Annotated in this window: 31 protein-coding genes; 19 read left to right on the top strand and 12 right to left on the bottom strand. The window is 54.4% G+C overall.

Features of this window, described 5'->3' with window-relative positions; all coding sequences use genetic code 11:
* Positions 1-94: 94 nt before the first annotated feature.
* The 17 genes from secY (at position 95) to ACIRQ6_RS14845 (ending at position 15,666) form a co-directional block, all read left to right on the top strand.
* Positions 95-1,447: a preprotein translocase subunit SecY gene (gene secY / locus ACIRQ6_RS14925; RefSeq protein WP_420861395.1), complete on the top strand. Its 1,353-nt coding sequence runs from the start codon at positions 95-97 to the stop codon at positions 1,445-1,447.
* Positions 1,444-2,022, top strand: coding sequence for an adenylate kinase (locus tag ACIRQ6_RS14920; RefSeq protein WP_420861394.1), 579 nt, complete (start codon positions 1,444-1,446; stop codon positions 2,020-2,022). The genes secY and ACIRQ6_RS14920 overlap by 4 nt, the downstream gene beginning before the upstream one ends.
* 277 nt (positions 2,023-2,299) lie before the next feature.
* The gene (gene rpsM, locus ACIRQ6_RS14915; protein ID WP_420861393.1) at positions 2,300-2,668 is read left to right on the top strand and encodes a 30S ribosomal protein S13; all 369 of its coding nucleotides are present in this window, start codon (positions 2,300-2,302) and stop codon (positions 2,666-2,668) included.
* A gap of 14 nt (positions 2,669-2,682) precedes the next feature.
* Complete coding sequence (gene rpsK, locus ACIRQ6_RS14910; RefSeq protein ID WP_420861392.1) at positions 2,683-3,072, top strand: 30S ribosomal protein S11; 390 nt, start codon at positions 2,683-2,685, stop codon at positions 3,070-3,072.
* Positions 3,073-3,183: 111 nt separating this feature from the next.
* Positions 3,184-4,200, top strand: a complete 1,017-nt coding sequence (locus ACIRQ6_RS14905; protein WP_420861391.1) for a DNA-directed RNA polymerase subunit alpha — start codon at positions 3,184-3,186, stop codon at positions 4,198-4,200.
* A 137-nt stretch (positions 4,201-4,337) separates the two neighbouring features.
* Positions 4,338-4,757: a 50S ribosomal protein L17 gene (gene rplQ / locus ACIRQ6_RS14900; RefSeq protein ID WP_420861390.1), complete on the top strand. Its 420-nt coding sequence runs from the start codon at positions 4,338-4,340 to the stop codon at positions 4,755-4,757.
* A 109-nt stretch (positions 4,758-4,866) separates the two neighbouring features.
* Complete coding sequence (locus ACIRQ6_RS14895) at positions 4,867-5,235, top strand: DUF1304 domain-containing protein (protein WP_420861389.1); 369 nt, start codon at positions 4,867-4,869, stop codon at positions 5,233-5,235.
* Positions 5,236-5,266: 31 nt separating this feature from the next.
* The gene (locus ACIRQ6_RS14890) at positions 5,267-6,661 is read left to right on the top strand and encodes a trypsin-like peptidase domain-containing protein (protein WP_420861388.1); all 1,395 of its coding nucleotides are present in this window, start codon (positions 5,267-5,269) and stop codon (positions 6,659-6,661) included.
* The gene (locus tag ACIRQ6_RS14885; RefSeq protein ID WP_420861387.1) at positions 6,661-7,968 is read left to right on the top strand and encodes a replication-associated recombination protein A; all 1,308 of its coding nucleotides are present in this window, start codon (positions 6,661-6,663) and stop codon (positions 7,966-7,968) included. Before ACIRQ6_RS14890 ends, ACIRQ6_RS14885 begins: the two co-directional genes overlap by 1 nt.
* A 31-nt stretch (positions 7,969-7,999) precedes the next feature.
* Positions 8,000-8,347 (top strand): fluoride efflux transporter CrcB, encoded by a 348-nt coding sequence (gene crcB, locus ACIRQ6_RS14880; protein ID WP_420861386.1) that lies wholly within the window; start codon positions 8,000-8,002, stop codon positions 8,345-8,347.
* Positions 8,344-9,387, top strand: coding sequence for an RluA family pseudouridine synthase (locus ACIRQ6_RS14875; protein WP_420861385.1), 1,044 nt, complete (start codon positions 8,344-8,346; stop codon positions 9,385-9,387). The genes crcB and ACIRQ6_RS14875 overlap by 4 nt, the downstream gene beginning before the upstream one ends.
* Positions 9,387-10,067 carry an HAD-IA family hydrolase gene (locus ACIRQ6_RS14870; protein WP_420861384.1) on the top strand — a complete coding sequence of 227 codons (681 nt, stop codon included), beginning with the start codon at positions 9,387-9,389 and terminating at the stop codon, positions 10,065-10,067. The genes ACIRQ6_RS14875 and ACIRQ6_RS14870 overlap by 1 nt, the downstream gene beginning before the upstream one ends.
* Positions 10,068-10,069: 2 nt before the next feature.
* The gene (locus ACIRQ6_RS14865; RefSeq protein WP_420861383.1) at positions 10,070-10,780 is read left to right on the top strand and encodes an ATP12 family chaperone protein; all 711 of its coding nucleotides are present in this window, start codon (positions 10,070-10,072) and stop codon (positions 10,778-10,780) included.
* Between the two features lie 432 nt (positions 10,781-11,212).
* Entirely contained in the window at positions 11,213-12,232 is a 1,020-nt protein-coding gene (locus ACIRQ6_RS14860) for an amino acid ABC transporter substrate-binding protein (RefSeq protein WP_420861382.1), read from the top strand.
* 138 nt (positions 12,233-12,370) lie between these two features.
* A complete protein-coding gene (locus ACIRQ6_RS14855; RefSeq protein ID WP_420861381.1) occupies positions 12,371-13,585 on the top strand; it encodes an amino acid ABC transporter permease in 1,215 nt (404 codons plus the stop codon).
* A gap of 2 nt (positions 13,586-13,587) precedes the next feature.
* Complete coding sequence (locus ACIRQ6_RS14850; protein WP_420861380.1) at positions 13,588-14,886, top strand: amino acid ABC transporter permease; 1,299 nt, start codon at positions 13,588-13,590, stop codon at positions 14,884-14,886.
* A 15-nt stretch (positions 14,887-14,901) separates the two neighbouring features.
* Positions 14,902-15,666: an amino acid ABC transporter ATP-binding protein gene (locus ACIRQ6_RS14845; RefSeq protein ID WP_420861379.1), complete on the top strand. Its 765-nt coding sequence runs from the start codon at positions 14,902-14,904 to the stop codon at positions 15,664-15,666.
* A gap of 48 nt (positions 15,667-15,714) precedes the next feature.
* Here ACIRQ6_RS14845 and ACIRQ6_RS14840 read toward each other — a convergent pair whose 3' ends face one another.
* Genes ACIRQ6_RS14840 through argB form a run of 4 tightly spaced genes read right to left on the bottom strand, consistent with a single transcriptional unit; the run spans position 15,715 to position 18,561 of the window.
* The gene (locus ACIRQ6_RS14840) at positions 15,715-16,206 is read right to left on the bottom strand and encodes a SixA phosphatase family protein (protein ID WP_420861378.1); all 492 of its coding nucleotides are present in this window, start codon (positions 16,204-16,206) and stop codon (positions 15,715-15,717) included.
* Entirely contained in the window at positions 16,203-16,850 is a 648-nt protein-coding gene (locus tag ACIRQ6_RS14835) for a ferredoxin (RefSeq protein ID WP_420861377.1), read from the bottom strand. The genes ACIRQ6_RS14840 and ACIRQ6_RS14835 overlap by 4 nt, the downstream gene beginning before the upstream one ends.
* Positions 16,847-17,638: a sterol desaturase family protein gene (locus tag ACIRQ6_RS14830; protein WP_420861376.1), complete on the bottom strand. Its 792-nt coding sequence runs from the start codon at positions 17,636-17,638 to the stop codon at positions 16,847-16,849. The genes ACIRQ6_RS14835 and ACIRQ6_RS14830 overlap by 4 nt, the downstream gene beginning before the upstream one ends.
* A gap of 56 nt (positions 17,639-17,694) precedes the next feature.
* Positions 17,695-18,561 carry an acetylglutamate kinase gene (gene argB / locus ACIRQ6_RS14825; protein WP_420861375.1) on the bottom strand — a complete coding sequence of 289 codons (867 nt, stop codon included), beginning with the start codon at positions 18,559-18,561 and terminating at the stop codon, positions 17,695-17,697.
* A gap of 111 nt (positions 18,562-18,672) precedes the next feature.
* Between argB and ACIRQ6_RS14820 the strand changes: the two genes are divergently transcribed.
* Positions 18,673-19,407 carry an SDR family oxidoreductase gene (locus ACIRQ6_RS14820; RefSeq protein ID WP_420861374.1) on the top strand — a complete coding sequence of 245 codons (735 nt, stop codon included), beginning with the start codon at positions 18,673-18,675 and terminating at the stop codon, positions 19,405-19,407.
* Positions 19,408-19,410: 3 nt separating this feature from the next.
* Here ACIRQ6_RS14820 and yihA read toward each other — a convergent pair whose 3' ends face one another.
* The 5 genes from yihA to ttcA all read right to left on the bottom strand — a co-directional run bounded on the left by yihA (position 19,411) and on the right by ttcA (position 25,214).
* Positions 19,411-20,061: a ribosome biogenesis GTP-binding protein YihA/YsxC gene (yihA, locus tag ACIRQ6_RS14815; protein WP_420863916.1), complete on the bottom strand. Its 651-nt coding sequence runs from the start codon at positions 20,059-20,061 to the stop codon at positions 19,411-19,413.
* Entirely contained in the window at positions 20,061-20,804 is a 744-nt protein-coding gene (locus tag ACIRQ6_RS14810; protein WP_420861373.1) for an MOSC domain-containing protein, read from the bottom strand. Before ACIRQ6_RS14810 ends, yihA begins: the two co-directional genes overlap by 1 nt.
* Positions 20,804-22,618, bottom strand: coding sequence for a membrane protein insertase YidC (gene yidC, locus ACIRQ6_RS14805; protein ID WP_420861372.1), 1,815 nt, complete (start codon positions 22,616-22,618; stop codon positions 20,804-20,806). The genes ACIRQ6_RS14810 and yidC overlap by 1 nt, the downstream gene beginning before the upstream one ends.
* 113 nt (positions 22,619-22,731) lie before the next feature.
* Entirely contained in the window at positions 22,732-24,276 is a 1,545-nt protein-coding gene (locus tag ACIRQ6_RS14800; protein ID WP_420861371.1) for a putative bifunctional diguanylate cyclase/phosphodiesterase, read from the bottom strand.
* Between the two features lie 98 nt (positions 24,277-24,374).
* A complete protein-coding gene (gene ttcA / locus ACIRQ6_RS14795) occupies positions 24,375-25,214 on the bottom strand; it encodes a tRNA 2-thiocytidine(32) synthetase TtcA (RefSeq protein WP_420861370.1) in 840 nt (279 codons plus the stop codon).
* A gap of 77 nt (positions 25,215-25,291) precedes the next feature.
* Between ttcA and ACIRQ6_RS14790 the strand changes: the two genes are divergently transcribed.
* Entirely contained in the window at positions 25,292-25,813 is a 522-nt protein-coding gene (locus ACIRQ6_RS14790; RefSeq protein WP_420861369.1) for a DUF3833 domain-containing protein, read from the top strand.
* Here ACIRQ6_RS14790 and yidD read toward each other — a convergent pair.
* From yidD to rpmH, 3 genes are read right to left on the bottom strand one after another with little or no spacing between them, the layout of a single operon-like run.
* On the bottom strand, positions 25,810-26,037 hold the full coding sequence (gene yidD / locus ACIRQ6_RS14785) for a membrane protein insertion efficiency factor YidD (RefSeq protein ID WP_420861368.1): 228 nt from the start codon (positions 26,035-26,037) through the stop codon (positions 25,810-25,812). The two genes, ACIRQ6_RS14790 and yidD, sit on opposite strands and share 4 nt — an antisense overlap.
* Positions 26,034-26,435, bottom strand: a complete 402-nt coding sequence (rnpA, locus tag ACIRQ6_RS14780) for a ribonuclease P protein component (RefSeq protein ID WP_420861367.1) — start codon at positions 26,433-26,435, stop codon at positions 26,034-26,036. The genes yidD and rnpA overlap by 4 nt, the downstream gene beginning before the upstream one ends.
* 14 nt (positions 26,436-26,449) lie before the next feature.
* Positions 26,450-26,584: a 50S ribosomal protein L34 gene (rpmH, locus tag ACIRQ6_RS14775; protein ID WP_170419442.1), complete on the bottom strand. Its 135-nt coding sequence runs from the start codon at positions 26,582-26,584 to the stop codon at positions 26,450-26,452.
* Positions 26,585-26,704 lie beyond the last annotated feature (120 nt).

The raw sequence follows: 26,704 nt of genomic DNA, 5'->3' as shown, positions 1-26,704 counted from the left end.
AGGGCGCACGCGCCCCTACATATCTATCAGAGTTTTCCAGCGCCGCCTCAACGGGGAACCGTAGGGCGGCGTTTTTTGATGAAAGAGACCACATATGGCATCTGCAGCAGAGCAAATGGCCGCAAACATGAGCTGGGGCGCCTTCGGGAAAGCCACAGAATTGCGCCAACGGATCCTGTTCACCCTCGGGCTTTTGATCGTTTACCGTTTGGGGACATATATCCCCGTTCCGGGCATCGATGCGAACCAATTGCGCGCCTTTATGGACCAAGCACAGGCGGGTCTGGGTGGCGTTTTGAACATGTTCACCGGCGGCGCGATCTCGCGGATGGGCATATTTGCGCTGGGGATTATGCCGTATATTTCGGCCTCGATCATTGTGCAGCTTATGACCGCCATGGTGCCTGCCCTTGAGCAGCTCAAGAAAGAAGGCGAACAGGGCCGCAAAAAGATCAACCAATACACCCGTTACGGCACCGTGGTTCTGGCCACGTTCCAAGCCTACGGTCTGGCCGCGTCCCTGCAAGCCGGTGATCTGGCGACCAACCCGGGTTGGTTCTTTATGGCGACCTGTGTGATCACCCTCGTGGGCGGCACCATGTTCCTGATGTGGCTGGGTGAACAGATCACGGCGCGGGGTATTGGTAACGGTATCTCACTGATCATCTTCGTTGGCATTATCGCTGAACTACCTGCTGCTTTGGCGCAGTTCTTTGAACAAGGCCGCTCTGGCGCTCTGTCCACGCCAATGATCCTGGGTGTGATTATCATGCTCTTGGGCACGCTGACCTTCGTTGTGTTCATGGAGCGCGCTCTGCGCAAAATCCATATCCAGTACCCGCGTCGCCAAGTGGGTATGAAAGTCTATGACGGTGGTTCCAGCCACTTGCCGGTCAAAGTGAACCCGGCGGGCGTGATCCCTGCGATCTTTGCATCATCCCTGTTGTTGCTGCCGACCACTTTGGCCACGTTCAGTGGTTCGGAGACCGGTCCTGTTATGGCGACGATCCTTGCCTATTTTGGCCCTGGTCAGCCGCTCTATCTGCTGTTCTTTGCAGCGATGATTATCTTCTTTACGTTCTTTTATACCTTCAACGTGTCGTTCAAGACCGATGACGTGGCCGATAACCTCAAGAACCAGAATGGCTTTGTTCCTGGCATCCGTCCGGGCAAGAAAACCGCCGAGTATCTGGATTATGTGGTGACGCGGCTTCTTGTCGTAGGGTCAGTCTATTTGGCTGTGGTATGTCTGCTGCCAGAGATCGTTCGCGCGAATCTGTCGATCACGGCATATTTTGGCGGGACATCGATCTTGATCATCGTGTCCGTTGGCATGGATACGGTGCAACAGATACAAAGCCATCTGCTCGCGCACCAATATGAAGGACTCATTGAGAAGTCTCAGTTGCGCGGAAGAAAGCGTAAGAAGGGACCTGCACGTCGATGAATATAATACTTTTAGGCCCTCCAGGGGCCGGTAAAGGCACGCAAGCTGGCCGTTTGGTCGCCGAGCGTAACATGATGCAACTTTCTACGGGTGATATGCTCCGCGCCGCAAAAGACAGCGGAACCGAAATGGGCAAGATCGTAGCGGGCGTCATGGAACGCGGCGAGTTGGTCACAGATGAGATCGTGATTGGTCTGATCCGTGAAAAGTTGGAAGAAGGCGGCGACCACGGCGGCTTTATCTTTGATGGCTTCCCACGGACCTTGGCGCAGGCTGATGCGCTGGGTGATTTGTTGGCTGAAACGGGCCAGACGCTGGATCACGTTGTAGAGCTACAAGTCAATGACGATATCCTAGTAGAGCGCATCGTCGGTCGCGCAGCAGAAGCCGTTGCCGCAGGCGGCACCGCCCGTGCTGACGACAACGCAGAAAGCCTGAAGATCCGTCTGATGGAATACTACAAAAAGACGTCCCCCCTGCTGGGCTATTACTATGCTAAAGGCGACCTCACCTCGATTGATGGGCTGGGAACCATGGACGCAGTGGCATCGGATTTGGCCAAAGTTCTGGGCTAAACACCCTCACAAGTAAGACTGAAAAGATGCAGCTCATTGCTGCGTTTTTTGTGGGCGGTAACAGGGTTGTAGAAAACCCGTTAATCCCCTCTTGACGATCCGTCCGAAGGGTCATAGTTACTGCCATCTTCTAGCGAAGAATCATATGTGGCTAGGGTCGCTCCTGACGTCACAGACTACCTGATATGACAGCGGCCCGTGGTGTAAAAACCTTCGGGCCTCAGTTGTGAAAAAAGGGTCTGGTATCACGGACCCGCAACGAAAAGGAATTGCACACGTGGCACGTATCGCCGGCGTAAACATCCCGACTGCAAAGCGGGTCCCAATCGCCCTCACTTACATCACCGGAATTGGCAACACATCTGCTGAATCCATCTGCGAAGCTGTCGGTATCGACCGCACACGTCGCGTCAACGAACTGTCCGATGCCGAAGTTTTGGCCATCCGCGAGCACATCGATGCCAACCACATGGTTGAAGGCGACTTGCGCCGCGAAGTTCAGATGAACATCAAACGCCTGATGGACCTTGGTTGCTACCGCGGCCTGCGTCACCGTCGTAACCTGCCCGTTCGCGGTCAGCGTACCCACACCAACGCTCGTACTCGCAAAGGTCCTGCAAAGGCCATTGCTGGTAAGAAGAAATAAGGGGGTCTGATCCAATGGCACGCGATAAGACACGTATGAAGAAAAAAGAGCGCAAGAATATCGCCGCAGGCGTTGCTCACGTAAACTCTTCTTTCAACAACACAAAAATCCTGATTTCCGATGTTCAAGGCAATGCGATCGCTTGGTCCTCTGCTGGGACTATGGGCTTCAAAGGCTCGCGGAAATCCACACCCTATGCGGCTCAGATGGCTGCAGAGGACGCTGGCAAAAAAGCACAGGATCACGGCGTGAAAACGTTGGAAGTCGAAGTGCAGGGTCCAGGTGGCGGGCGCGAAAGTGCATTGCGCGCTTTGGCAGCTATCGGGTTCAACATCACATCGATCCGTGACGTGACACCCATGGCGCACAACGGCTGCCGTCCACCAAAACGCCGCCGCGTATAAGTCTACACCTACGTTTGGGGCCTGCGGTTTTCGCATGGCCCCACTCCGTCATTTTAACCTCGGGCGCTTGCCTTTTTGGGACATGGAAAGGCAGCAAGAATGGAGGGACGCATGATCCACAAGAACTGGGCAGAACTGATCAAACCAACACAGTTGGAGATCAAACCAGGTAACGAACCTGCACGTCAAGCGACAGTCATCGCAGAACCGCTGGAGCGCGGCTTTGGTCTGACATTGGGCAACGCCCTGCGCCGCATTTTGATGAGCTCGCTGCAAGGTGCGGCCATCACATCCGTGCAGATCGACAACGTGCTGCACGAATTCTCCAGCGTGGCTGGTGTCCGTGAAGATGTGACTGACATCATCTTGAACCTCAAAGGCGTCTCCTTGCGCATGGAGGTTGACGGACCCAAGCGTCTGTCGATCCAAGCCAAGGGTCCCGGCGTTGTCACAGCTGCTGACATCACTGAAACAGCGGGCATCGATGTGTTGAACAAAGATCACGTGATCTGTCACCTCGACGACGGCGCTGACGTCTACATGGAACTGACTGTGAACACAGGCAAGGGCTATGTCGCGGCTGAAAAGAACAAGCCAGAAGATGCGCCAATTGGTCTTATCCCAATCGATGCGATCTACTCGCCAGTGAAAAAAGTCAGCTATGATGTTCAGCCGACCCGTGAAGGTCAGGTTCTGGACTATGACAAACTGACACTGAAGCTGGAAACAGATGGCTCAATCACGCCAGATGACGCCGTGGCTTTTGCAGCCCGCATCTTGCAGGATCAACTGTCGATCTTCGTGAACTTTGACGAGCCCGAGTCTGCCTCTGCTGCGGCAGAAGACGATGGTTTGGAATTCAACCCGCTGCTCTTGAAAAAGGTCGACGAGTTGGAATTGTCCGTACGTTCGGCGAACTGCCTGAAGAACGACAATATAGTGTATATTGGCGATCTGATCCAAAAGACCGAAGCAGAAATGCTGCGCACACCGAACTTTGGCCGCAAATCTTTGAACGAGATCAAAGAAGTGCTGTCGGGCATGGGTCTGCACCTTGGCATGGATGTTGAGGACTGGCCACCGGACAACATCGAAGATCTGGCCAAGAAATTCGAAGACAACTTCTAAAGACTTCGGTTGGCCTGATCGTATTGGGCCAACCAACCACCGGAACGCTTCTGTTCCACCTTGGGCATTCACGCCCCAATTTGAAGAGCTGACACGCATCAGACTCTCGCTACAAAGTATAAAGAAGGACTATCAAAATGCGCCACGCCCGTGGATACCGTCGTCTGAACCGGACGCATGAACACCGTAAAGCTCTGTTTGCCAACATGGCAGGCTCGCTGATCGAACATGAACAGATTAAAACAACATTGCCAAAAGCCAAAGAGCTGAAGCGCGTCATCGAAAAACTCGTGACCCTTGGCAAGCGTGGCGATTTGCACGCCCGTCGTCAGGCCGCCAGCCGTCTCAAGCAAGACGCCTACGTTGCCAAACTTTTCGAAGTTCTCGGCCCACGCTACAAAGACCGCCAAGGTGGTTACGTGCGCGTTCTCAAGGCTGGCTTCCGCTACGGTGACATGGCGCCAATGGCGATCATCGAATTCGTAGACCGCGACCGTGACGCCAAAGGCGCTGGCGACAAAGCTCGCCTCGCTGCGGAAGAAGCTGCCGCTGAATAAGCTGCTTCTCTAGCCTAGAAATTTTTGAAACCCTCGCTGTCCGCAGCGGGGGTTTCTTGTTTTTTGAGACACGTGTTACGCTTGCGCTGTATCGCCAAAAGGAAACCCCATGCATATCGTCGCAACCATCCTGATCGCATTGATTGTGTTATTACATTTCTACATCGCGTGGTTCGAGATGTTCGCGTGGGAAAGCCGTGGTCCGATGGTCTTCCAAAATTTCCCCAAAGACCTCTTTGCCCCAACCAAAGCAATGGCCGCCAATCAGGGGCTGTACAACGCGTTCCTCGCGGTAGGCTTGGTATGGTCCCTGCTGATCCGCGACCCGATTTGGGCCAAAAACATCGCCCTTTGTTTTCTAGGATTTGTTCTGGTGGCGGGTGTCTATGGCGCGGCAACGGTATCGACCCGCATCCTCTTTGTGCAATCGGTTCCGGCGACCTTGGCCATCGTCGCAGTCTTGCTGTCGCGCAATTGAAATGAATGATGGGCAGACCCATCTAACTGACATGAAACACTTGCTTACATCCGCCCTGTTGGTCCTCGCGACCTTTCCCCACGTCTCACCCGCTATGGCACAAACCAAAGTGCCCGACAGCCAGATCGAAATTCAACTGGGCTTTGCACCCTTGGTCAAACAAGCAGCCCCCGCTGTGGTCAACATCTACGCCCGTCGCGTGGTGCAAACCCAAACCAGCCCCTTTGCGGGCGATCCGTTTTTTGACAATCTTTTCCGTGACATGCGCCAATCGCGCCCCAAAGTGCAGAACTCGCTCGGCTCGGGTGTGATCCTGTCGGAAGACGGCATTTTGGTTTCTAATTACCATGTGGTTGGGATGGCCACAGACATCCGAGTGGTGCTCAACGACCGGCGAGAATATTCAGCCAAGGTTTTGTTGGGGGATCAAGATGCAGACATCGCCATCCTGCAAATTGAGACAGACGAGGCACTGCCCTACCTGCCGTTTCGCGCGTCGCAAAGTGTTGAGGTCGGCGAACTGGTGCTGGCCATTGGGAACCCTTTTGGTGTGGGTCAAACCGTATCCAGCGGCATCGTGTCGGGCCTTGCGCGATCCGGCACGGCGACGGGAAACGCGCGCGGCTATTTCATCCAAACCGATGCGCCGATCAACCCGGGCAATTCGGGTGGCGCGCTTATTGATGTGCAAGGCAATTTGATCGGCGTGAACACATCGATCCTGACCCGTTCAGGCGGCTCAAACGGCATTGGGTTTGCGATCCCTGCGGATTTGGTGGCGCAATTTGTCAGCCAAGCCAAGGCAGGCAATACCGAATTTATTCGCCCTTGGGCCGGCATCACGGGCCAATCCGTCGATCAAGCCTTGTCCGAGGGATTGGGTCTGCCGCGCCCTGAGGGCGTTGTGATTTCGCAGATAAATCCTGACAGTCCTTTTGCCAAGGCGGGACTTGCCGTGGGCGATGTAATCCTGCGTGTGGATGGCTTGCCAGTAAATACCCCAGCCGAGATGCTGTTTCGCATGTCCCTGCGGGGACAAGGGGATCTGGTCGACTTTGACGTGATCCTGAATGGCCAAGAAAAAACTGTCGCCGTGCCCATGCTTGCCCCTCCGAAAATTCAACAAAGCACTGTTTTGCAAATGCCTGTGGATGGGCCCTTGGCAGGCCTTAGTGTTGCCTTGGCTGATGCAGCCGTGCGCACTGAATTGCGCCTGCCGCCCTCGGTCCAAGGGGTTGTGGTGTTGAACCCCGGCCCAACAGCCGGGCGAATTGGTCTTCGTCCAGGCGATGTTTTGCGCGAGATCAACAATACACCAATCGTCGCTTTGCAGGATGTAGCGGATACACTGAATAGCAGTGGGCGTAGGGTAAAAATTTCGGCGCAACGGGGCAATCAGCGACTGACCTTGCGGTTCGGTTTGTAATGGCGGATCTATTTGATACTGGCCCAGTTGCGACGGATACCGGGCCGCGCCCCTTGGCTGACGTGTTGCGTCCGCAAACATTGGCCGAGGTTATTGGCCAAGATCACGTTTTAGGCCCCGAGGGTCCCTTGGGCGCGATGCTTGCCAGTGGTCACTTGTCTTCGCTGATCCTGTGGGGGCCGCCAGGTGTCGGCAAAACCACCATCGCACGGCTGTTGGCGGATCAAACAGATCTGCATTTTGTCCAGATCAGCGCGATCTTTACAGGCGTGCCGGATCTGCGCAAAGTCTTTGAAGCCGCCAAAATGCGCCGCGCCAATGGCAAAGGCACGTTGCTGTTTGTCGACGAAATCCACCGATTTAACAAAGCTCAACAGGACGGTTTTCTGCCCCATATGGAGGATGGAACGATCCTGCTTGTGGGGGCGACCACAGAAAACCCATCATTCGAGTTGAATGCTGCGGTCCTGAGCCGCGCGCAGGTTATGGTATTGAACCGGCTTGAATTGGCTGATTTGGAACGACTTGCACAACGCTCTGAAAAGGCGTTGGACAAGCCGCTTCCCCTTGATGGTCCTGCGCGCGAGGCCCTGTTGGAAATGGCCGATGGTGATGGGCGGGCCTTGCTCAATCTGATCGAACAGGTGGCTGGCTGGAAAACGGACGCAAAACTCGACACCAAAACACTGGGTCAACGCCTGATGCGCCGCGCTGCGCAATACGACAAATCCGGCGATGCCCATTACAATCTGATCAGTGCGCTTCATAAATCTGTGCGCGGCTCGGATCCCGATGCAGCGCTCTATTGGTTTGCACGCATGTTGGAGGGGGGCGAGGATCCGCGCTTTCTGGCCCGCCGGATCACACGTATGGCTGTGGAAGACATCGGTCTGGCTGATCCGCAAGCCCAAGCGATTTGCCTGCAAAGTTGGGAGACTTACGAGCGCCTTGGCAGTCCCGAAGGCGAACTGGCCCTATCGCAAGCCGTGGCGTATTTGGCGTTGGCCCCCAAATCTAACGCCAACTACGTGGCCTACAAAGCGGCCCGCAATGCAGCAAAGCAAACCGGGTCATCCCTGCCGCCCAAACATATCCTCAATGCGCCGACATCGCTGATGAAGGATCAAGGTTATGGCGATGGATACGATTACGACCATGATGCCGAAGACGGATTTTCCGGTCAAAACTATTTCCCTGATGATATGAAACGCCCGGTCTATTACCAGCCGGTCGAACGGGGGTTTGAACGCGAGTTGAAACGCCGCCTCGACTACTTTGTCAAACTGCGCGCAAAGCGGAACAGTTGACAAGCCGCGCCGCAGCAGTGACAGAGCGCGCATGACCTATCTATTGATCGCCCTTGGCGGTGCGGCTGGTGCCGTGCTGCGCTACCTTGTTGGAATGGCCGTTGCCTTTCCCATGGGCACGATGGTTGTCAATGTGCTGGGCAGTTTTGTCATGGGGCTGGCGTTGGTCTGGGTCGCGCATCATGTCAAATGGTCCCCTTTGGTCATGACGGGGCTGCTGGGTGGCTTTACCACCTTCAGTGCGTTCTCATTGGACACTCTAAAATTGGTTGAAACCGGGCGGCTGGGAACAGCGGCCCTTTATGTCACAGGGTCAGTTGTTCTGTCCTTGATGGCAGTATTTGCGGGCGTGATGCTGGCACGAGGGGCAGGGGCATGAGCCGCGTACAAACACTGGAAGTCACATCAGACGAGACCGATCAGCGGATTGATCGGTGGCTGCGCAAACGCTTCCCGCATCTGGCTCAAAGCCGGATCGAAAAGATGTGCCGCAAGGGTGAATTGCGCCTCGATGGCGGGCGGGTGAAGTCCTCGACCCGTGTCGTGGCAGGTCAAATGGTGCGCGTACCGCCAATCCCTGAACCGGGCCAGATCACCGCGCAGGCGAAGACTTCGATCTCGGATGAGGACGCAAAGTTCATCCAATCCTGCGTCATTTACCGGGACGATCATATCATTGCCCTCAACAAACCCCCCGGATTGGCAAGCCAAGGTGGTAGCAAAATAACCCGCCATGTGGATGCCCTGTCGGAGGCATTGAAGTTCGGTCTGGAGGACCGACCAAAACTGGTGCATCGCCTGGACAAGGATACCTCTGGGGTTTTGCTTTTGGCGCGGACCCGTCATGCAGCTGCCGAATTGACAAAGGCACTGCGCCACCATGGTACGCGCAAAATTTACTGGGCCATCGTTGCAGGCGTTCCCCATCCCAAAATGGGGACAATCAAATATGGATTGATGAAGGCCCCGGGCCATGGTCGCAGCGGTGAAGGCGAAAAGATGATTTGCCTGCATCCACGCGATGTGGATAGCACCGAAGGCGCCAAGCGCGCCACGACGGATTATGCCGTTCTTAGCCCCTTGGCACAGCGGGCGGCGTGGATGGCGCTGATCCCTGTCACAGGCCGCACCCATCAATTGCGCGCCCATATGGCCGAGATGGGCCACCCGATTATTGGCGATGGCAAATATGGAGGCTCTGGTCAGGAAAATATGGGCGACGGATGGGGGTCACAATTGGGTGGCGATATCAGCAAAAAGCTGCATCTGCATGCCCGATCCCTCAGTTTTGAACACCCCTATTCCAAGGCCGTGATGCACCTAACCGCCCCGCTGCCCGATCATATGCAAAACAGTTGGGATACATTCGGATGGCAAGTTGGTGATGTGCCTGTTGATCCTTTTGAGGATGAGGTTTGATGGGCGATCTGCGGCTGGTCATTTTTGATGTTGATGGCACCTTGGTCGACAGCCAAGGCACAATTGTTTTGGCAATGAACGCTGGTCTAAAGCATGCAGGCCTTGCGCCGCTGTCGCGTGAGAAAATTCTCAGTATCGTGGGGCTGTCGCTGCCAGAGGCCGCCGAACTGTTGGTTCCGGGCGGAACCCCGCAGCAACACGCCGATTTGGCAGAAGGATATCGTCGGGCATACCGACTTGAACGCGAGGCCGCAGGGCCCACCAAATCCAGCCCGCTTTATCCCGGTGCACTGGAGACGTTGACGACATTGAACGGCCAACCGGAAACCTTGTTGGGGGTGGCTACAGGGAAATCCAAACGCGGTTTGGATATCTTGATCGCCTCATATGGCTTGGAAAAACACTTCGTCACGCTGCAAGCGGCAGATTTCCACCCCTCCAAACCAAGCCCATCAATGGTTCTTCAAGCACTGGACGAGGCCGGTGTTGATGCGGCCCAAGCCGTGATGATCGGCGATACAACCTATGATATCGAGATGGGCTGCGCTGCGGGTGTCAAGACAATTGGTGTCGCTTGGGGCTACCACGCTGTTGAGGATCTGTTGGCCTCGGGCGCCCATAAAATCGCAACTGAGTTTGCGCAAATCCCTTCATTAATAGACGAGCTTTTGGGGGCCTAGACGTGAGCGATTGGAAGCAAAAGCGGTTTTGGACCAGTGCCAGTACAACTCGGACCGATGCAGGTTTTGGGATCTTACTGGATGATCGTGCGATTAAGACCCCTGCCAAAGCCGGATTGATTGTGCCGACGCAGTCCATGGCCGCTGAAATCGCGGCAGAATGGGACGCCCAAGAAACCACCATTGATCCCGGCAGCATGCCGATCACGCGTGCGGCAAATGCGGCGATTGATAAGGTGCAACACCAACGGGCCGCTGTGGCCGACATGTTGTCCGAATACGGTGGCACGGATCTGTTGTGTTATCGCGCCAACAGCCCCGTTGAGCTGGCCCAGCGTCAGTCCGAGGGATGGGATCCACTGTTATCGTGGTCTGCGCAGACGCTTTCGGCGCCTTTGAACACCGGCCAAGGCGTGATGCACATTGATCAACCGGCTGAAAGTCTGACGACCCTTGCAAAGCGGGTTCATCAGTTTGATCCGTTTGAACTGACTGGTTTTCACGATCTGGTCGCTTTGTCCGGATCTTTGATTTTGGCTTTTGCCGTTGTTGAGGATCACATCACCGCGCAATCTGCATGGGATCTCAGCCGCATCGATGAAACATGGCAAATCGAGCAATGGGGTCATGACGAAGAAGCCGAATCGATGGCGCAAACCAAACAATTAGCGTTTTTTGACGCCCAACGGTTTCTCAATTTGCTCAAAGAATGAACGTTAACTAACTTTTTTCCGCACAGCCAAATGAACCCAAATCGATGCTACGTCGGAACGACAGCACGAAAGGGTCAACCTTCATGACCTTTATCCGTGAGTTGCCATAATTTTATTCATTTGCCCTATATCTAGCGCTGAAACTGGCGGGAATCAGCCCGAAGCTCTAAATGCAATACGCGTTTAGAGCGAAGTTATCGGTGAATTGGCCCTAGGCATTTTGTGAAACTGCCCAAAAAGTCGCCACTTACATCAGAGATGCTTACCTAATTTGCCTTTTCACGCCGAACCCGAGTGACGCAGGATTTCGCTTGAAACTTTTGAGACGATGTTACATTTTTTGTTGGTGCCCACGGGGTGGCACACACTCAAACCTTTGATCAAAAGATCAAAGAACCACCATAAACGGTGGAAAATCAGGAAGAGGTAACTATGAAAAAATCCGTATTTCTTGGAGCACTAACAGTTGCGGGCCTTGCTGCCGGCGCTGCTGCTGCGGGTACGTTGGACGACGTAAAAGCACGCGGCAAGCTGAACTGTGGTGTGACAACTGGTCTGGTGGGCTTTGCCGCACCGGACGCAAACGGCGTTTGGAACGGCTTTGACGTTTCCGTATGTCGCGCTGTTGCTGCTGCTGTCCTTGGCGACGGCATGGCCGTAGAATTTGTGCCAACAACAGGTAAAACACGTTTTACTGCTTTGGCATCCGGCGAAATCGACATGTTGGCACGTAACACAACATGGACATTCTCCCGTGACGTTGACCTGAAGTTCACTTTCGTAGGTGTTAACTACTACGATGGTCAGGGCTTTATGGCACCAAAGGAACTGGGCGTTGCATCTGCAAAAGACCTGGACGGCGCAACAGTATGTATCCAAACGGGTACAACAACCGAGCTGAACTTGGCTGATTTCTTCCGCTCGAACGGCATCTCTTACGAGCCAGTGCCGATTGAGACAAGCGCAGAAGCACAGCAGCAGTATCTTGCCGGTGCATGCGACGTGTTCACAACTGACGCATCCGGCCTGGCCGCGACACGTGCGACTTTTGAGAACCCAGGCGATCACGTTCTGTTGCCAGAAATCGTATCTAAAGAGCCACTCGGCCCATTGGTACGTCACGGCGACAACGAGTGGGGCGACGTTGTGCGCTGGACTCTGAACGCATTGATCACAGCTGAAGAGCTGGGCGTCACATCCGCAAACATCTCTGAGATGTCCATGGAAGCTGGCAAGAACCCAGAAATCAACCGTCTGTTGGGTACCGAAGGTACACTGGGCGAAATGCTGGGTCTGTCCGCAGACTGGGCGAAAAACGCTATTGCGGTCTCCGGCAACTACGGTGAGATCTTTGAAAAGAACATCGGTGAGAACACTCCGATCGGTCTGGCCCGTGGCCTGAACGCTCAGTGGACTGACGGTGGCCTGATCTACTCCCCACCATTCCGCTAAAAACTCTACGGCAAAGGGCGCGGATACTTCCGCGCCCTTTTCCTTTCTACCGACCACCACCAATAATTCTTATGCCTGAACCGTGCAGAGTGGGATAACCCACCAACAGATGTTCAGGGCAGCCAGGGAAGTCACATCATGACAGCACTGACCGACCCCCCAAAGGGCTCGTTCCAGATAGGTATGTTGCTAAGCGACACACGCTATCGGTCCATCACCCTTCAAGCGATTGCCGCCATCATACTGGCCGCATCCATTGCATATCTCGCAAACAACCTTGCCACCAACTTGGCCGCACAAGGCCTAAGGATTGATTTTAGTTTCCTAGGTGCGCCTGCGGGGTACGACATCAACCAGACCTTGATCGAATATACCAGCCAGTCGACCAATATTAGGGCGGCCTTTGTCGGCATCCTGAACACGTTGCTGGTCGCGTTTCTTGCGTGTTTGATGGCGACGGTTTTTGGGGTGCTTGCTGGGGTCTTGCGATTGTCTAACAACTGGTTGGTCAGCAAACTGATGGCCTTCTACGTGGAAATCTTCCGCAATATTCCAGTGCTGATCTGGATCATCATTATCTTTACCATCATGACGGCGGTTTTGCCGGGGCCACGAGCGTTCCGAGGCGACAACGCGACGTCGAGCATGCTTTTTGACGCCTTCGCTTTCACCAACCGCGGTATCTATATTCCGGCACCGGTTTGGGGCGCTGGATCTATGGTGGTTGTGGCAACATTCATTGCCTCAGTCATTGGCGTTTTTGCCTATCGCCGCTATGCCACGAACCTGTTGTTTGCGACTGGTAAGTTGTTGCCAATGACATGGCCCAGCATTGCGATCTTTTTTGTGCCCACACTGATCATGTTCTTTATCATGGGCCAGCCGGTCAGCTTGGATTACCCCGAGCTGAAGGGCTTTAACTTTGCTGGCGGTATCAAGATCGGCGCGCCTTTGATTGCCATCTGGTTTGCCTTGTCGATCTACACAGGCGCGTTTATTGCCGAAAACGTGCGTGCTGGCATCCAAGCGATCTCGAAAGGTCAGACCGAAGCTGCGGGGGCCTTGGGCCTGCGTTCTGGGCGGATCACTAGCCTGATCGTATTGCCGCAAGCGCTGCGCATCATCATCCCGCCGTTGATTTCAAATTACCTCAACATCACCAAAAACTCGTCACTGGCTATCCTAGTGGGCTACGCAGACGTCACCGCGACCTTGGGGGGCATTACCCTGAACCAAACCGGTCGGGCTATTGAATGCGTTCTGCTGTTGATGCTGTTCTACCTCATCATCTCGCTGACGATTTCCGCTGTGATCAACGTCTACAACAACGCAATCAAACTGAAGGAGCGGTAAGAATGTCTGATCAATCAACAAACTCAGTCGCTTTTGTACGTACCGAAGAGGTGCCTGCATCTGCTCCGCCATCAACGGCGACAGGACCTGTAAAATGGATCAAAGACAACCTGTTCGCAAGTGTCGGCAATTCGATCCTGACCATTGTGTCGCTTCTGGTGATCTACAAGGTTCTTGCGGGCACATTGCCTTGGATGCTGAACGGGATTTGGAACAGCAACAGCTTGGCCGAATGTCGGGAAATCCTGCAGGGTGAAACCGGTGCCTGTTTTGCGGTTTTGTCCGAACGCTGGAACCAGCTGATCTTTGGCTTCAAATATCCGGCCGACCTGTATTGGCGTCCGTCTATTGCCTGTGTGCTGTTCTTCTTTGCAGCGGCTCCTGTGTTGTTCTTCAAACTGCCGCGTAAAATGCTGATCATCACGGGTCTGTTCCCCTTCATCGCCTATTACCTGATCTGGGGCGGCTCGATCTTTACACCTATTCTGGCTTTGGCTGGTGTTGTTGCAGGCTACCTTGTCTATGCACGCTTTGTGACTGGCAGCTTCGCAACCGGTTTCTTTGGTGGCATCGCCGCAGCCTTCGCAGTGTGGATCATTGGCGGTTACATTTTGCCGGATGTGGAAATCACTGAAGGCGCGATGCGGTCTGTTCCATCCCGTGATCTGGGTGGCTTCATGTTGAACATGATGTTGGGTGTAACCTGTGTGTCCCTGTCCTTGCCGATCGGGATCGCATTGGCGCTGGGCCGTCAATCCAGCATGCCGTTGATCAAATACGTCTGCGTTGTGTTCATTGAATTCATTCGTGGTGTGCCGTTGATCACATTGCTGTTCGTAGCTTCCGTGATGTTGTCCTACTTCTTCCCACCGGAAGCGACAGTCGACTTGTTCTTGCGGGTTGTGATCATGATCACCATCTTCTCCTCGGCCTATATCGCCGAGGTGATCCGTGGCGGTCTGGCCGCTTTGCCAAAAGGCCAGTACGAAGCAGGCGACAGCTTGGGGTTGGATTATTCGCAAGCCATGCGTCTGATCATCCTGCCGCAAGCGTTGAAAATCTCGATCCCGGGGATCGTGAACGTCTCGGTCGGTTTGTTCAAAGACACCACATTGGTATCGGTCATTTCGATGTTCGATCTGGTGGGGATGATCCGTGGTCCAATCTTGGCCTCGACTGATTGGAACGGCGTTTACTGGGAGCTTTGGCTCGCAGCATCCGTTCTGTTTTTCATCGTGTGCTACGGCATTTCACAATACTCACAATGGTTGGAGCGTCAGCTCGCAACCGGTCACCGTTAAGAGGAGGCTTTAGATATGGCCGAAGCTCAAATGCAAGTATCCGACGAAATCGCAATCACTATTCAAAACATGAATAAATGGTATGGCACTTTTCACGTGCTGCGCGACATCGACCTGACAGTGAACCGAGGCGAGCGCATCGTGATCTGTGGGCCGTCAGGCTCGGGTAAATCCACGCTGATCCGCTGCATCAACGCATTGGAAGAGCACCAGAAAGGCAGCATCGAAGTGGACGGCACGCTGTTGTCCTCAGACCTCAAGAACATCGACAAGATCCGCTCAGAAGTTGGCATGTGCTTTCAGCACTTCAACTTGTTCCCGCATCTGACGATCCTTGAGAACTGCACATTGGCCCCGATCTGGGTGCGTAAAACACCCAAGAAAGAAGCCGAAGAAATTGCGATGCATTTCCTTGAAAAGGTGAAAATCCCCGATCAGGCGAACAAGTATCCCGGCCAATTGTCCGGTGGTCAGCAACAACGTGTGGCAATCGCGCGATCCTTGTGCATGAAGCCACGCATTATGTTGTTCGATGAACCGACATCGGCCCTCGATCCAGAGATGATCAAAGAGGTGCTCGACACCATGATCGAACTGGCCGAGGAAGGCATGACCATGCTGTGTGTGACCCATGAAATGGGCTTTGCCCGTCAGGTGGCCAACCGCGTGATCTTTATGGATGCAGGTCAGATTGTGGAACAAAACGAGCCTGAAGCGTTCTTTAACAACCCACAATCCGAGCGGACACAATTGTTCCTCAGCCAGATTTTGGGGCATTAAGACCAGTATGAATAAGGAGAAGGCCGTAGCATCCGCTGCGGCCTTTTTCTATTTTAGTAGGTCTCTGGGAACGGTGAAATCCACTGTCACACCGGTTTTTGGTTCCAGCTCAATCCAGTGGTTGATATCGAAGTCGGCCACCAAAGTGGCGCAGGTTGGATAATCGTCAAATCGTGGGTGATCCGGGGCCTTAGCCACCAGCCCATCTGCAAAATAGGCAGAACCGGGGTTGTGGGCGATCATCAAAACAACGTCGCCTTTTGCTTGCAGCAGATGATCATACATCATGTCCGGACTGGCCAGATACAGCCGTTCCTTCACCTCTGCTTCCAGATCTAGATTGAGCCGTGCAAAGGTTTCCAGCGTGCGTTGGGCAAAGGACACCAACGCCTGATCCGGCACGTAGCCCTTAGCCCGCAGCCAATCGCCCAAAGCCTTGGCCGAGCGTTGCCCGCGTTCGTTCAAAGGCCGTTCGTGATCCTCTAGATCGGGGTGGTCCCAATCGGATTTCGCATGCCGCATCAGGATCAATCGTTTCATCCGAGGAACACTTTCATATGGTAGCCCGATTGGTCAGGGTTGCGGCCATAAGATTGGCTGACAGGGCAGATGCGGCGCACCGCGCAGCCCTGTGTTATACAGGTCTGATCCGGCTGGCGCAGGTAGTCTTTGCAGATCGGCACATCGTAGGGATGCGCGCCCATGGCATCCACTGGGCAGGCGTTCAGGCAGGGTTGGCCTGCACAGGTATCGCAGGGGCAGGCCGGCAGTGCAGGGAGTTCCACGTGATAGGGCAACGCCAGCGCCCCCCGATACGACGCAAAAAGACCTGCCTGATCATGGACCAAAATGCCCACGGGCGATGCCCACGCCCGGCCGCTGCGTTTGGCCCATGCGATGAAGGGCTGATATGGCGGGCCACTGAAGGGAAATAGGGCCGTAGCCCCAGTGGCCAGCGCCAATTGTGAAATCACCCTTTGTGACCATCGATCCAGCGGGTCTTTGGCATCCTCTCTAAACTCGGGTTGCGCTGTGACCCTGCCCCAAAAGTCCGGCTCGCGTGGGCTAAGCAAAATCAGTGTTTGGGTATCCGGCGGACAGCCATCTTCACCCGTTGGGTGAAAGCCACCTGAGACCTCCAAATCAAGTGCCGCCGCCGCCTGCTGGAGGTCGTCATACTTCATTTTCGGAAAGGCAGGGCCAGTGACCAACCCAGCTTATTCGGGCGCTCGTCCTGCCAATGAAGACCCACATCCATCGCGTCATGGCCCTTTGCTGGTTCAACGGTGTAAGTGCCAAACAAGCGATCCCACCACGATAGGGCAAAGCCGTAGTTTGTGTCATGTTCCGCGCGCTGCACCGAATGGTGGATGCGGTGCATGTCTGGTGTAATCATGAACAACCGCAAAGCACGGTCCAAGCCCAAGGGCAGTTTGATATTTGCATGATTGAACATGGCCGATCCGTTCAGGATCACTTCAAAAATCACAACGGCCCAAGCCGCAGGCCCGATTGCGTAAACCAAGCCTATTTTCAATAACATCGATAGGACAATTTCCACAGGATGGAACCGGATCGCTGTGGTCACATCCATATCGCGGTCGGCGTGATGCACACGGTGGATCCGCCACAACAGGGGGATCTTATGGCTGGCCACATGCTGGAGCCAGATCACAAAATCAAAGATCAGGATCGTCAGGATCAGGTTCACGACAAAGGGCAAGTCAAATTGATTAAGCAGGCCCCAGCCCTTAGCCCCTGCATCAATTGCGGCGCCCACAGCCAACAGCGGCAGGACCAACGCAAAGACGCGCAGTGTCAATGTATCCAGCACCACAATAGCCCAATTGGTGGCCCAACGCCGGGTTTGCGAGGTACGCCGTGCGCGCCGTGGCAGGGCCCATTCCATCAAGGCAAAGAGGCCAAATAGACCGATAAAGACAGATAGGCGGAGAAGGGCTTCGTTTTCCATGGGTTTAAAGTAACTGCAAAGCCCGCTGGATCAAGCCACCCTGCAACACAAGCGCGTCAATCAGCACGAATGATCGACCCAGCACCGTGGTCGGTAAACAGCTCCAGCAAGATCGCATTGGGCGCACGCCCGTCAAGGATCACCGCTGCACGCACTCCACCATCAATCGCGGCTAGGGCTGTTTCCGTCTTGGGGATCATGCCGCCAGCGATCACACCATTGGTCGTCAGCGTGCGGATTTGAGTGGCTGTCAGATCGGTAACAACTTCGCCCGTGTCGTCCTTTACGCCCGCCACATCAGTCAATAGCAACAGCCGGTCAGCCGTCAGGGCCGCCGCAATAGCACCGGCAACGGTATCGCCATTGATGTTATAGGTCTCGCCATCCTCGCCAAATCCTAAAGGTGCAATCACAGGGATCGTATTGGCCTCGTTCAATGTGCGCAAAAGACTTGGGTCAATTTCGGATGGCGTCCCAACAAAGCCCAGATCAGGATTGGTCTGTGTGCACTTGATCATGCCGCCGTCCTTGCCCGACAGCCCAACAGCACGCCCTCCTTGGGCCGTTATCGCCTGCACAATGCGTTTGTTTACGCGGCCCGCCAGAACCATCTCGACCACTTCGACCGTGGCCTGATCGGTCACGCGTTTGCCGTTCACGAAGTCTGATTTGATATCCAACCGATCCAACATTTCGTTGATCATGGGACCACCGCCATGCACGATCACAGGGTTCACACCAACCTGCTGCAACAACACCACATCGCGCGCAAAGCTCTCCATCGCCTCGTCGCTGCCCATGGCGTGACCGCCAAATTTAACCACGACAGTCGCACCATCATAGCGCTGCATATAGGGCAGGGCGCGTGAGAGAGTTCCGGCGGTGGCGATCCAATCGCTTTGCATAGCAGTTTGTTTCTTCATCTGTGATCCTCTGACCCCGCAGATACCCTGTGCATCCTTCCGTGCCAAGGGGGCGTTGCGCATCGCTTGCGGCCTGCTAGTGTGTCGCTATCGGTAACAAGGAATTTTGCCATGGCAGAGCGTCGCAAAAACTTACTTCTTACTGGAGCCAGCCGCGGGATCGGGCACGCCACAGTTCAACGTTTTAATGCCGAAGGCTGGCGGGTGCTGACCTGTTCACGCCATCCGTTTCCTGAGGAATGCCCTTGGGGGGGCGGGGCGGAAAATCACGTACAAATAGATCTGGCCGATCCCAAGAATACGATTGAAGCGATCGAAGACATCCGGTCACGCCTTGATGGAAAGCTCGATGCGCTGGTTAACAACGCGGGCATTTCCCCTAAAGGCGAAGATGGCGCGCGGCTCAACACGTTGGACACAGATTTGCGCACTTGGGGACATGTGTTTCATGTGAACTTCTTTGCATCCGTGGTGTTGGCGCGGGGCCTGAAGGACGAATTAACTGCTGCTGGCGGATCCGTGGTGAATGTGACCTCGATCGCAGGCGCACGGGTGCATCCCTTTGCCGGTGCTGCCTATTCCACATCCAAGGCAGCGCTTGCGGCCCTGACCCGCGAGATGGCGCACGACTTTGGCCCCCTTGGCGTTCGCGTAAACGCCATCGCTCCAGGTGAGGTAGAAACCTCGATTCTATCGCCGGGGACAGATAAAATTGTTGATGGATTGCCGCTGCGTCGCTTGGGTCAACCCAGTGAAGTGGCGGATGTGATCTGGTTCCTATGCACCAATCAATCCAGCTATGTCACGGGCACCGAAATCGAGGTTAACGCGGGCCAGCACGTCTAGGCGCTATTCCAGACCGTAAATAATCGACCGCAGCGTTTCGATCCCGTCCCCTTTTTCTGAGCTGGTTAGCACCAATTCTGGATACGCGGCCGGGTGTTTTGACAAAGCTTTTCGGGTTTGGTCCAGGACCTTTTCGCGATCTTGCAGTTTTACTTTGTCCGCCTTGGTCAAAACGCATTGGAACGTCACCGCAGCGCGGTCGAGCAATTTCATGATCTCTTCGTCTACGTCTTTGACACCGTGACGCGCATCGATCAGTACAAAAGCCCGGCGCAAGGTGGCGCGTCCGGACAAATAATTCTTGAGCAAGCGCTGCCATTTTTCGACCACGGCCAAGGGCGCATTTGCATATCCGTAGCCCGGAAGGTCGACCAAATAGTGACTTTCAGCCACGGTGAAAAAGTTGATTTCTTGGGTGCGGCCAGGTGTGTTGGATGCGCGCGCAAGGCCTTTGCGACCCGTCAACGCGTTGATCAAGGTTGATTTGCCAACGTTTGACCGGCCAGCAAAACATACCTCCATCCGGTCTGGATCGGGCAGGCCGTTCATCGCCACGACACCCTTAAGGAAGTCGGTGGTTCCAGCAAAGAGTTTGCGCCCGGCTTCGCGGGCCTCCGGATCAGGGGCGTCTGCAAGGGGAAAGGCAATTTGCATCATAGCACCTGCGCCGTGTCGCCAATTGTAATTACACCGGATTGGGCAACCGTAGCGTAAACACCAAAGTTTTTGTGGCCCCAGTTTTGCTGCAAGACACCCAAAGTGTCGGCGTCGCGTTCACCAGTGTCTGGATTCGCTGCGGTGGCAAGGCAGCGACCAATCGGTTCACATACATCCAAAATGGCGCTGCCGATTTGGACTTGTTTGCCGATCCAATCGAACTCGGCCCATGGCTTTGTCCCGCTGATCCAAAAGTTACCGCGCCAGCGCCGCTGATCAATAGGCTGCGCTAGTCTGCTTTGCAGATCGTTCATGGACGACACGCTGTTTAGACTGACAGACGCAAATGGCGTGTCGGTCATTCCTCTGCCATCAACCCGAACAATTCTTGCCGACTGTGCGCGATCGGCTGGCATAAGTGGGGCCACCCAGTCCAGAAATGCGTCAGGATCTCCATCAGGATCAAAAGTGATCGACGGGCGGTCCGGATGATCGAGGGTCAGATCACCAGTCGCCTCATTCACCTGTGATGTAATCGCCATCAGCTGCGAGGCCTTTGCGCCGCGTGAGAAATTTGCGCAGGGCGCCCATTCGGTGCCATCCGTTTTCGCAGCCTCATGGGCAACAGCCCATTTCCGATCCCATGGCATCGTCTGGCCCGCCTGCAAGGTCACGGTTTGAAGGCTCTCGCGGCCGTGCGATTTTAGCGGGTGTCGCCAGATATTGGTGATTTGGGCCATTACCCATCTGCCTTTGGTTTGCGTTTAAAGCTGGATTTAATGTTGCCAAAGACGTCTGGTTTGATGCCTTGGCTGCGCATGATCAGATATTGTTGGGTAAAGGTGATCGTGTTGTTCGCAATCCAGTAGACGACCAGACCGCTTGCAAAGCCGCCCAGCATGAACATAAACACCCAAGGCATCCACGCAAAAATCATGGCTTGTGTCGCATCTGTCGGTGCTGGGTTCAGCTTTTGTTGCAGCCACATGGAGATACCCAACAGCAGCGGCAGAATACCGATAAAGATCAGGGCCAAGATGCTACCCACCTCGGGGCCATCAAACGGCAGCAGGCCAAACAGATTTAACATGGATGTTGGATCTGGTGCCGACAAGTCTTGGAAGGGGCCAAACCATGCGGCGTGACGCAATTCCAAGGTCACAAAGATCACTTTGTAGAGCGAGAAAAAGATCGGAATTTGCAGCAAGATCGGCAAGCAGCCCGACGCTGGGTTCACTTTATTCTTCTTATAAAGCTCCATCATGCCTTGCTGCATCTTTTGTTTGTCGTCGCCTGCGCTTTCCTTAAGCTTCTCCATTTCTGGCTGGAGCTCTTTCATTTTGGCCATCGAGACATAGGATTTGTAGGCCAGTGGCAAAAGGATTGCTTTAATCCCTAAGGTCAGCGCGATAATCGCCCAGCCCATGTTGCCGATCCATGCGTTTAGCCAGTGCAACGCTGCAAAAATTGGCTTGGTCAAGAAATAGAACCAACCCCAGTCAATACTATCCAAAAAGCCCTTCACGCCGCCTTCGTTTTGATAGGCACGAATGGCCTCCCATTCCTTGGCACCCGCGAACAATTGGGTTTCTGCAGTGGCGCTTTGGCCGGCCGCCACTGTCTTGGTTGGAAGGACGGATTCGACTTGGTAGATGTCGCGGCTGGTGTCGTATTTCGTAACCGATTTGAACGCGCTGCCCGGGGAGGGGATCAGGGTCGTCATCCAATATTTGTCCGTGAAGCCAATCCAGCCGTCTTCGGCCACATCAACTACGTCGGCGCGTGCGCGTTCGCGTTCGTTGATGTCCAAATCTGGTAGGTCAGAGTAGTCAATCTCTTTGAGTTGGCCATCGGACATCCGTACAACACCTTCGTGCAGGATGAAAAAGCCAATCGTATCTGGTTCGCCATGTCGCGCGATTACGCCGTAAGGGGCAAGTGTTACCGACGCACTGCCGCTGTTAATAACGGTTTGGCGGATGTTGAACATAAAGTCGGCGTCGACAGAGATTTCGCGCTCGAACGTTAGGCCTGCGTCGTTGGTCCACGTCAGCGTAACCGGGCTTTCGAGTGTTAAGTTTCCGGAGCCCTTTTGGGCCCACAGGGTATTGGGTCCTGGTACATCTGTTGGCGCGAGGCCTGCACCCGGGGCCCAACCGTATAGAGCGTAATATGCGTTGGCCTGACCCACGGGGGTTAACAGACGGACGTTTTCGCTGCCTTCTTCCTGGGTTTCGCGGTACTGGGTCAACAAAAGGTCATCAATCCGACCACCTAACAACGAAATCGAGCCTGACAATTCACCGGTTTGGATATCGATGCGCGGTGCATCACTGGCAGCAGTGTCCTGCGAGGCATCTGTTGTGGATAGCTCGGCTGCGTTTTCGACGGATGGCGCGACAGCGGGGCCGGTTGTTGTTTCCGACTGCGCCTGGGTCTGGGGCGTTTCCGGTGTCAACGGTGGTTCTGCGGGTGGAAACAAAAATGGCCAAGCGATAATCACCAGCAGGCTCAAGGCGCATGCCAAGATAAGGTTCCTATTTTCGTCGGTCATACCAGCCAATCCAGATTGCAAAACATGTTGAACAGGTTCAACAGAGCCACGCCCAAAAGGTCAAGTAGGAAACGGGATCCAAGCAGTGTGCAGATAGCCGCATCTGCCTTTTTTTATTTGAAACCTTGGCTAATTTCCGGTGGCTGGGCAATTTTCGCGGTATGGGCTTGGATCCAGGCCAAACTATCTTCAAACGGCATTGGGCGCGCCAATCCAAAACCTTGGATATGACCGCAGCCCAATTGCGCCAAAAGCGTATGTTCACCGACGGTTTCGACGCCTTCTGCAAGCGTGTCCAATTCCAGCTGTTCGGCCATGGTCAAAATCGCTGCCACCATCTTTTGCTGTTTAGGATCTTCGTCAATACGTGTGACGAACGAGCGGTCAATCTTGATCCTGCCCACTGCGAACCGTCTTATATTTGAAATCGAGGCATGTCCCGTACCGAAGTCATCTAGATCAATCGCGCATCCCAACTCTGCCAATCCCTCAATGTTGCGCGAGATCATGTCGTTCTCGGATTGTGAGACAACGGTTTCAAGCACCTCAACTGTCAGTCTTTCTGGTGCAAGCTCGTAGCGATCAAGTTCCCATTTGATTTTTTCGACTAACTTTGGATTGCATAACTCAGGGGTGCAAAAATTAATCCCCACCGTGGGGACATCTAGTCCCTCTGCATCCCACTTTCGAAGAGCAGACAACGCGTCGAACAAGATCACTTCGCCCAATCGTTCAAGTAAGCCTGCCGTTTCCAAAGCGGGTAAAAAATCTGACGGAGGGATTGTTCCCTTTTGCGGGTGGATCCACCGGGCTAAGGCCTCGAAACCTGATATTCTGCCAGTATTTGTGCAAACCTGCGGTTGGAACCATGCAGTGATCTGGCCACTTTCCAAAGCTTCTGCAACGCGATCCTGTAAGGCATGTTTGCTGATTTTTGTCTCTAGCATGTCAGGGGAAAAGGCGCGGATCGTGCCCTGTCCAATCCCACGCGCCTGACCCAAAGCCAATTCCGCCGAATCCAACAGATTCTGGCCGGTTTTCTTTTTCAGGGCCTCGGGCAAAGCAAACCCAATTGACGCTGTGACGTGATAGGTGGCTGTGTCCATCAAAATGGGTTCTTCCAACACAGATTGAAGGCGGCCAGCCAATTGGATAGCGCTTTCCAGATCCAACCGATGCGCTGGGGCCAAGGCAACCGAGAACACAGCGCCATCCAAGCGGGCAATGACATCCATATCCCGCAATGTAGAGCGTAAACGTTCGCCACACTTGCGCATCAATGCATCCTGTTCGCGGGCTGCCAAGCGTTTGGACAGCGTGCCGTAATCATCCAGTTCAATAACAAAACAGGCCGTTTTGCGCCCGTTACCAACACAGTCCTTCAGTGCGGTTTCCAGTGTAGCGATCAACGTATCGCGCAAATGCAACGCGTTCTTTCCATAAAACGAATGGGTGGGCGGTGAATAATTGCTGAAAGTGACCCCAAAACAGTAAAGGGCAGGCAGTAAAAGTGCTGCGACAAGCAGTCCAGCCTCTCCAAACAACCAATAGCCGGCAAGGCTAATAGCAGGTATAAAGGCAGGCGCGCCGGGTGATTTAAAACCATCGACAATAGCGGTGGGCACGCGGGATACTGAAAATTTCCCCATATCTGCCATAGAGGCCATCCTTCCAGAACTCAGATCAAGTCATGGGGAAGGGATAATCCGCATCTCTGACAGGCCCGTTAATGCGGACTGACCTTTTGCCTCAAATTTTAATCTGTTTCTGACGAACCGGCCATTAAGCCCGCGAAATCAAACAGTTTGGGATCCAGCAAATGGGATGGACGCGCGTTCATCAGTGCCCGAAACATCACCTGACGACGACCTGGGTGATTGGCTTCCCAACCATCCAAAATCTGTTTGACCTGTTGCCGCTGCAGGCCATCTTGCGAGCCGCATAAATCACAAGGAATTATGGGGTAATTCATAGCGGTTGAGAATTTTTCGCAATCGGCCTCTGCCACATGCGCCAACGGGCGCAACAACAGCAAATCCCCCTCCTCATTCACCAGTTTGGGCGGCATTGTCGCAAGACGACCCCCATGAAAAAGGTTCATTAAGAAGGTCTCGAGGATATCGTCGCGGTGATGGCCTAAAACGACCGCACTACACCCTTCCTCGCGGGCAATTCTATAGAGATTCCCGCGTCGCAGACGCGAACAGAGTGCACAAAACGTGCGTCCTGCCGGGATTTTATCCATCACGATGGAATATGTATCTTGGTATTCAATCCGGTGCGGAACCTGCATTTTTTCCAAAAACTCTGGCAGGACAGTTGCTGGAAAATTCGGCTGCCCTTGGTCTAAATTACATGCGAGCAGTTCTACAGGCAGTAAACCGCGCCACTTCAATTCGTAAAGTACCGCAAGCAGCGTGTAGCTGTCCTTGCCACCGGACAAACAGACCAGCCATTTCGCGTCACGCTGGATCATGCCGTATTGATCGATGGCTTCGCGTGCCATGCGCACAATCCGTTTGCGCAGCTTCTTGAACTCGGTGGTGCGTGGTGCGTTGTGGAACAGCGGGTGAATATCGTTCAGGTCATCAAGCATGCTGTCCCTATGCCAAAGCCTACGTGATATTGCATCCAAAATCGACCGCGTGCCGTATCCTCATAAAGGATTTAGATATGCGTGTTTTGCTTTTTGTGGCCTTTCTGGGGCTTGCCGCCTGCACCGGTAAGCCCAACCCCACAGATGATGTGTTGTCCCAACGACAGTTTGCACTGGAGGAGTTTTTCGTTGGCGATCTGATTGCCTACGGGCAGTTTCAGGATGTTTTCGGTACCGTGCGCCGTCGCTTTGAAGTCGCGATCCAAGGCACGTGGGACGGTAAGACCCTGACCTTGGTCGAAGATTTTGCCTATGCGGATGGAACAACGGAGCAGCGCATCTGGAATCTGCAAAAAACGGGCCCGGATAGCTGGGAAGGGACCGCGCCGGGAGTTATCGGCGTTGCAACAGGGGTTGAGCGTGGTGATACCTTCAATTGGCAGTATCTTATTGATCTGCCGGTGCCCGATGGCACAATGCGCGTTCGGTTTGATGATTGGATGTGGCAACTTAGCGAGGACCGGTTGCTGAACATCGCCTACATGAAACGGTATGGCGTGGATATTGGTCAGGTGATTATCACCTTCGAGAAACGCTAATCGTTGTCTGGGACAGGGTCATATCCGCTTTTGCCCAGAGGGTGGCATCGTGCGATGCGTCGGGCCGCGAGGTAGCTGCCCTTGATCCCGCCGTGTTTTTCCAGAGCCTCCAACGCGTAAGCTGAGCAGGTGGGCTGATATCGGCAATTGTGTCCGACCCAAGGGGAAAACACCAGACGATAGGCCCGCACAGGCAGAGCCGCGATATGGGCAAGCGGGCTCATCCGTGAACTTTGGTCAGAGCATAGGACAGATCAGACTTTAGATCGGTAAAGTCGCGCTGGGCGGTGGCCTGATGCCGACCGATGAGGACATAATCCCAGCCCGATTGTGCCTCGCGGGGCAAAATTTCAAACGCAATGGCGCGCAAACGCCGCTTGGCACGATTACGCGCGACGGCATTGCCAACCTTTTTGGAACAGGTAAAGCCAACGCGGATCTGAGGGTCATCATCACCTCGTGCGCGCCCCTGCAGCATTAACCCTTTGGTGCCCTGACGTCGCGCTTTGGAGGCTGCGATGAAATCGCGCCGCTTGGTCAAGACCTGTGGACACGACAAAACCGCCGCAAGCGGTAAGGCTTCGGCGGTTTGATCAGATGTATCAGGCGGGGACACTTGCATGGGTCCCGCGTCCTTTATGCGCTCAGCGACTTACGTCCTTTGGCACGACGTGCGTTCAGGATCTTGCGGCCAGCCTTGGTGGCCATGCGCGAGCGGAAACCGTGACGCCGTTTGCGAACAAGGTTGCTTGGCTGATAGGTGCGTTTCATCGCCCAGTCTCTCCGTTAAGGTGGTGCGAACCGGATAGATTCGAGCACCAATGTCATTCGAAGCCCTGCTGATAGAGGGGGGGTGGCTATAAGTCAATTCGTCAAACCCAGATTTTCTGC

This window comes from Algirhabdus cladophorae (assembly GCF_044772865.1).
GTDB classification, from domain to species: Bacteria; Pseudomonadota; Alphaproteobacteria; order Rhodobacterales; family Rhodobacteraceae; genus Algirhabdus; species Algirhabdus cladophorae.
This window is presented reverse-complemented; position numbering and strand designations above follow the sequence as displayed.

What these genes read in the sequence shown, in the direction of transcription:
- secY (WP_420861395.1), top strand. Translation starts at nt 95, where the DNA reads ATGGCATCTGCAGCAGAGCAAATGGCCGCAAACATGAGCTGGGGCGCC.
- ACIRQ6_RS14920 (WP_420861394.1), top strand. Translation starts at nt 1,444, where the DNA reads ATGAATATAATACTTTTAGGCCCTCCAGGGGCCGGTAAAGGCACGCAA.
- rpsK (WP_420861392.1), top strand. Translation starts at nt 2,683, where the DNA reads ATGGCACGCGATAAGACACGTATGAAGAAAAAAGAGCGCAAGAATATC.
- ACIRQ6_RS14905 (WP_420861391.1), top strand. Translation starts at nt 3,184, where the DNA reads ATGATCCACAAGAACTGGGCAGAACTGATCAAACCAACACAGTTGGAG.
- rplQ (WP_420861390.1), top strand. Translation starts at nt 4,338, where the DNA reads ATGCGCCACGCCCGTGGATACCGTCGTCTGAACCGGACGCATGAACAC.
- ACIRQ6_RS14895 (WP_420861389.1), top strand. Translation starts at nt 4,867, where the DNA reads ATGCATATCGTCGCAACCATCCTGATCGCATTGATTGTGTTATTACAT.
- ACIRQ6_RS14890 (WP_420861388.1), top strand. Translation starts at nt 5,267, where the DNA reads ATGAAACACTTGCTTACATCCGCCCTGTTGGTCCTCGCGACCTTTCCC.
- ACIRQ6_RS14885 (WP_420861387.1), top strand. Translation starts at nt 6,661, where the DNA reads ATGGCGGATCTATTTGATACTGGCCCAGTTGCGACGGATACCGGGCCG.
- crcB (WP_420861386.1), top strand. Translation starts at nt 8,000, where the DNA reads ATGACCTATCTATTGATCGCCCTTGGCGGTGCGGCTGGTGCCGTGCTG.
- ACIRQ6_RS14875 (WP_420861385.1), top strand. Translation starts at nt 8,344, where the DNA reads ATGAGCCGCGTACAAACACTGGAAGTCACATCAGACGAGACCGATCAG.
- ACIRQ6_RS14870 (WP_420861384.1), top strand. Translation starts at nt 9,387, where the DNA reads ATGGGCGATCTGCGGCTGGTCATTTTTGATGTTGATGGCACCTTGGTC.
- ACIRQ6_RS14860 (WP_420861382.1), top strand. Translation starts at nt 11,213, where the DNA reads ATGAAAAAATCCGTATTTCTTGGAGCACTAACAGTTGCGGGCCTTGCT.
- ACIRQ6_RS14855 (WP_420861381.1), top strand. Translation starts at nt 12,371, where the DNA reads ATGACAGCACTGACCGACCCCCCAAAGGGCTCGTTCCAGATAGGTATG.
- ACIRQ6_RS14850 (WP_420861380.1), top strand. Translation starts at nt 13,588, where the DNA reads ATGTCTGATCAATCAACAAACTCAGTCGCTTTTGTACGTACCGAAGAG.
- ACIRQ6_RS14845 (WP_420861379.1), top strand. Translation starts at nt 14,902, where the DNA reads ATGGCCGAAGCTCAAATGCAAGTATCCGACGAAATCGCAATCACTATT.
- ACIRQ6_RS14840 (WP_420861378.1), bottom strand. Translation starts at nt 16,206, where the DNA reads ATGAAACGATTGATCCTGATGCGGCATGCGAAATCCGATTGGGACCAC.
- ACIRQ6_RS14835 (WP_420861377.1), bottom strand. Translation starts at nt 16,850, where the DNA reads ATGAAGTATGACGACCTCCAGCAGGCGGCGGCGGCACTTGATTTGGAG.
- ACIRQ6_RS14830 (WP_420861376.1), bottom strand. Translation starts at nt 17,638, where the DNA reads ATGGAAAACGAAGCCCTTCTCCGCCTATCTGTCTTTATCGGTCTATTT.
- argB (WP_420861375.1), bottom strand. Translation starts at nt 18,561, where the DNA reads ATGAAGAAACAAACTGCTATGCAAAGCGATTGGATCGCCACCGCCGGA.
- ACIRQ6_RS14820 (WP_420861374.1), top strand. Translation starts at nt 18,673, where the DNA reads ATGGCAGAGCGTCGCAAAAACTTACTTCTTACTGGAGCCAGCCGCGGG.
- yihA (WP_420863916.1), bottom strand. Translation starts at nt 20,061, where the DNA reads ATGCAAATTGCCTTTCCCCTTGCAGACGCCCCTGATCCGGAGGCCCGC.
- ACIRQ6_RS14810 (WP_420861373.1), bottom strand. Translation starts at nt 20,804, where the DNA reads ATGGCCCAAATCACCAATATCTGGCGACACCCGCTAAAATCGCACGGC.
- yidC (WP_420861372.1), bottom strand. Translation starts at nt 22,618, where the DNA reads ATGACCGACGAAAATAGGAACCTTATCTTGGCATGCGCCTTGAGCCTG.
- ACIRQ6_RS14800 (WP_420861371.1), bottom strand. Translation starts at nt 24,276, where the DNA reads ATGGCAGATATGGGGAAATTTTCAGTATCCCGCGTGCCCACCGCTATT.
- ttcA (WP_420861370.1), bottom strand. Translation starts at nt 25,214, where the DNA reads ATGCTTGATGACCTGAACGATATTCACCCGCTGTTCCACAACGCACCA.
- ACIRQ6_RS14790 (WP_420861369.1), top strand. Translation starts at nt 25,292, where the DNA reads ATGCGTGTTTTGCTTTTTGTGGCCTTTCTGGGGCTTGCCGCCTGCACC.
- yidD (WP_420861368.1), bottom strand. Translation starts at nt 26,037, where the DNA reads ATGAGCCCGCTTGCCCATATCGCGGCTCTGCCTGTGCGGGCCTATCGT.
- rnpA (WP_420861367.1), bottom strand. Translation starts at nt 26,435, where the DNA reads ATGCAAGTGTCCCCGCCTGATACATCTGATCAAACCGCCGAAGCCTTA.
- rpmH (WP_170419442.1), bottom strand. Translation starts at nt 26,584, where the DNA reads ATGAAACGCACCTATCAGCCAAGCAACCTTGTTCGCAAACGGCGTCAC.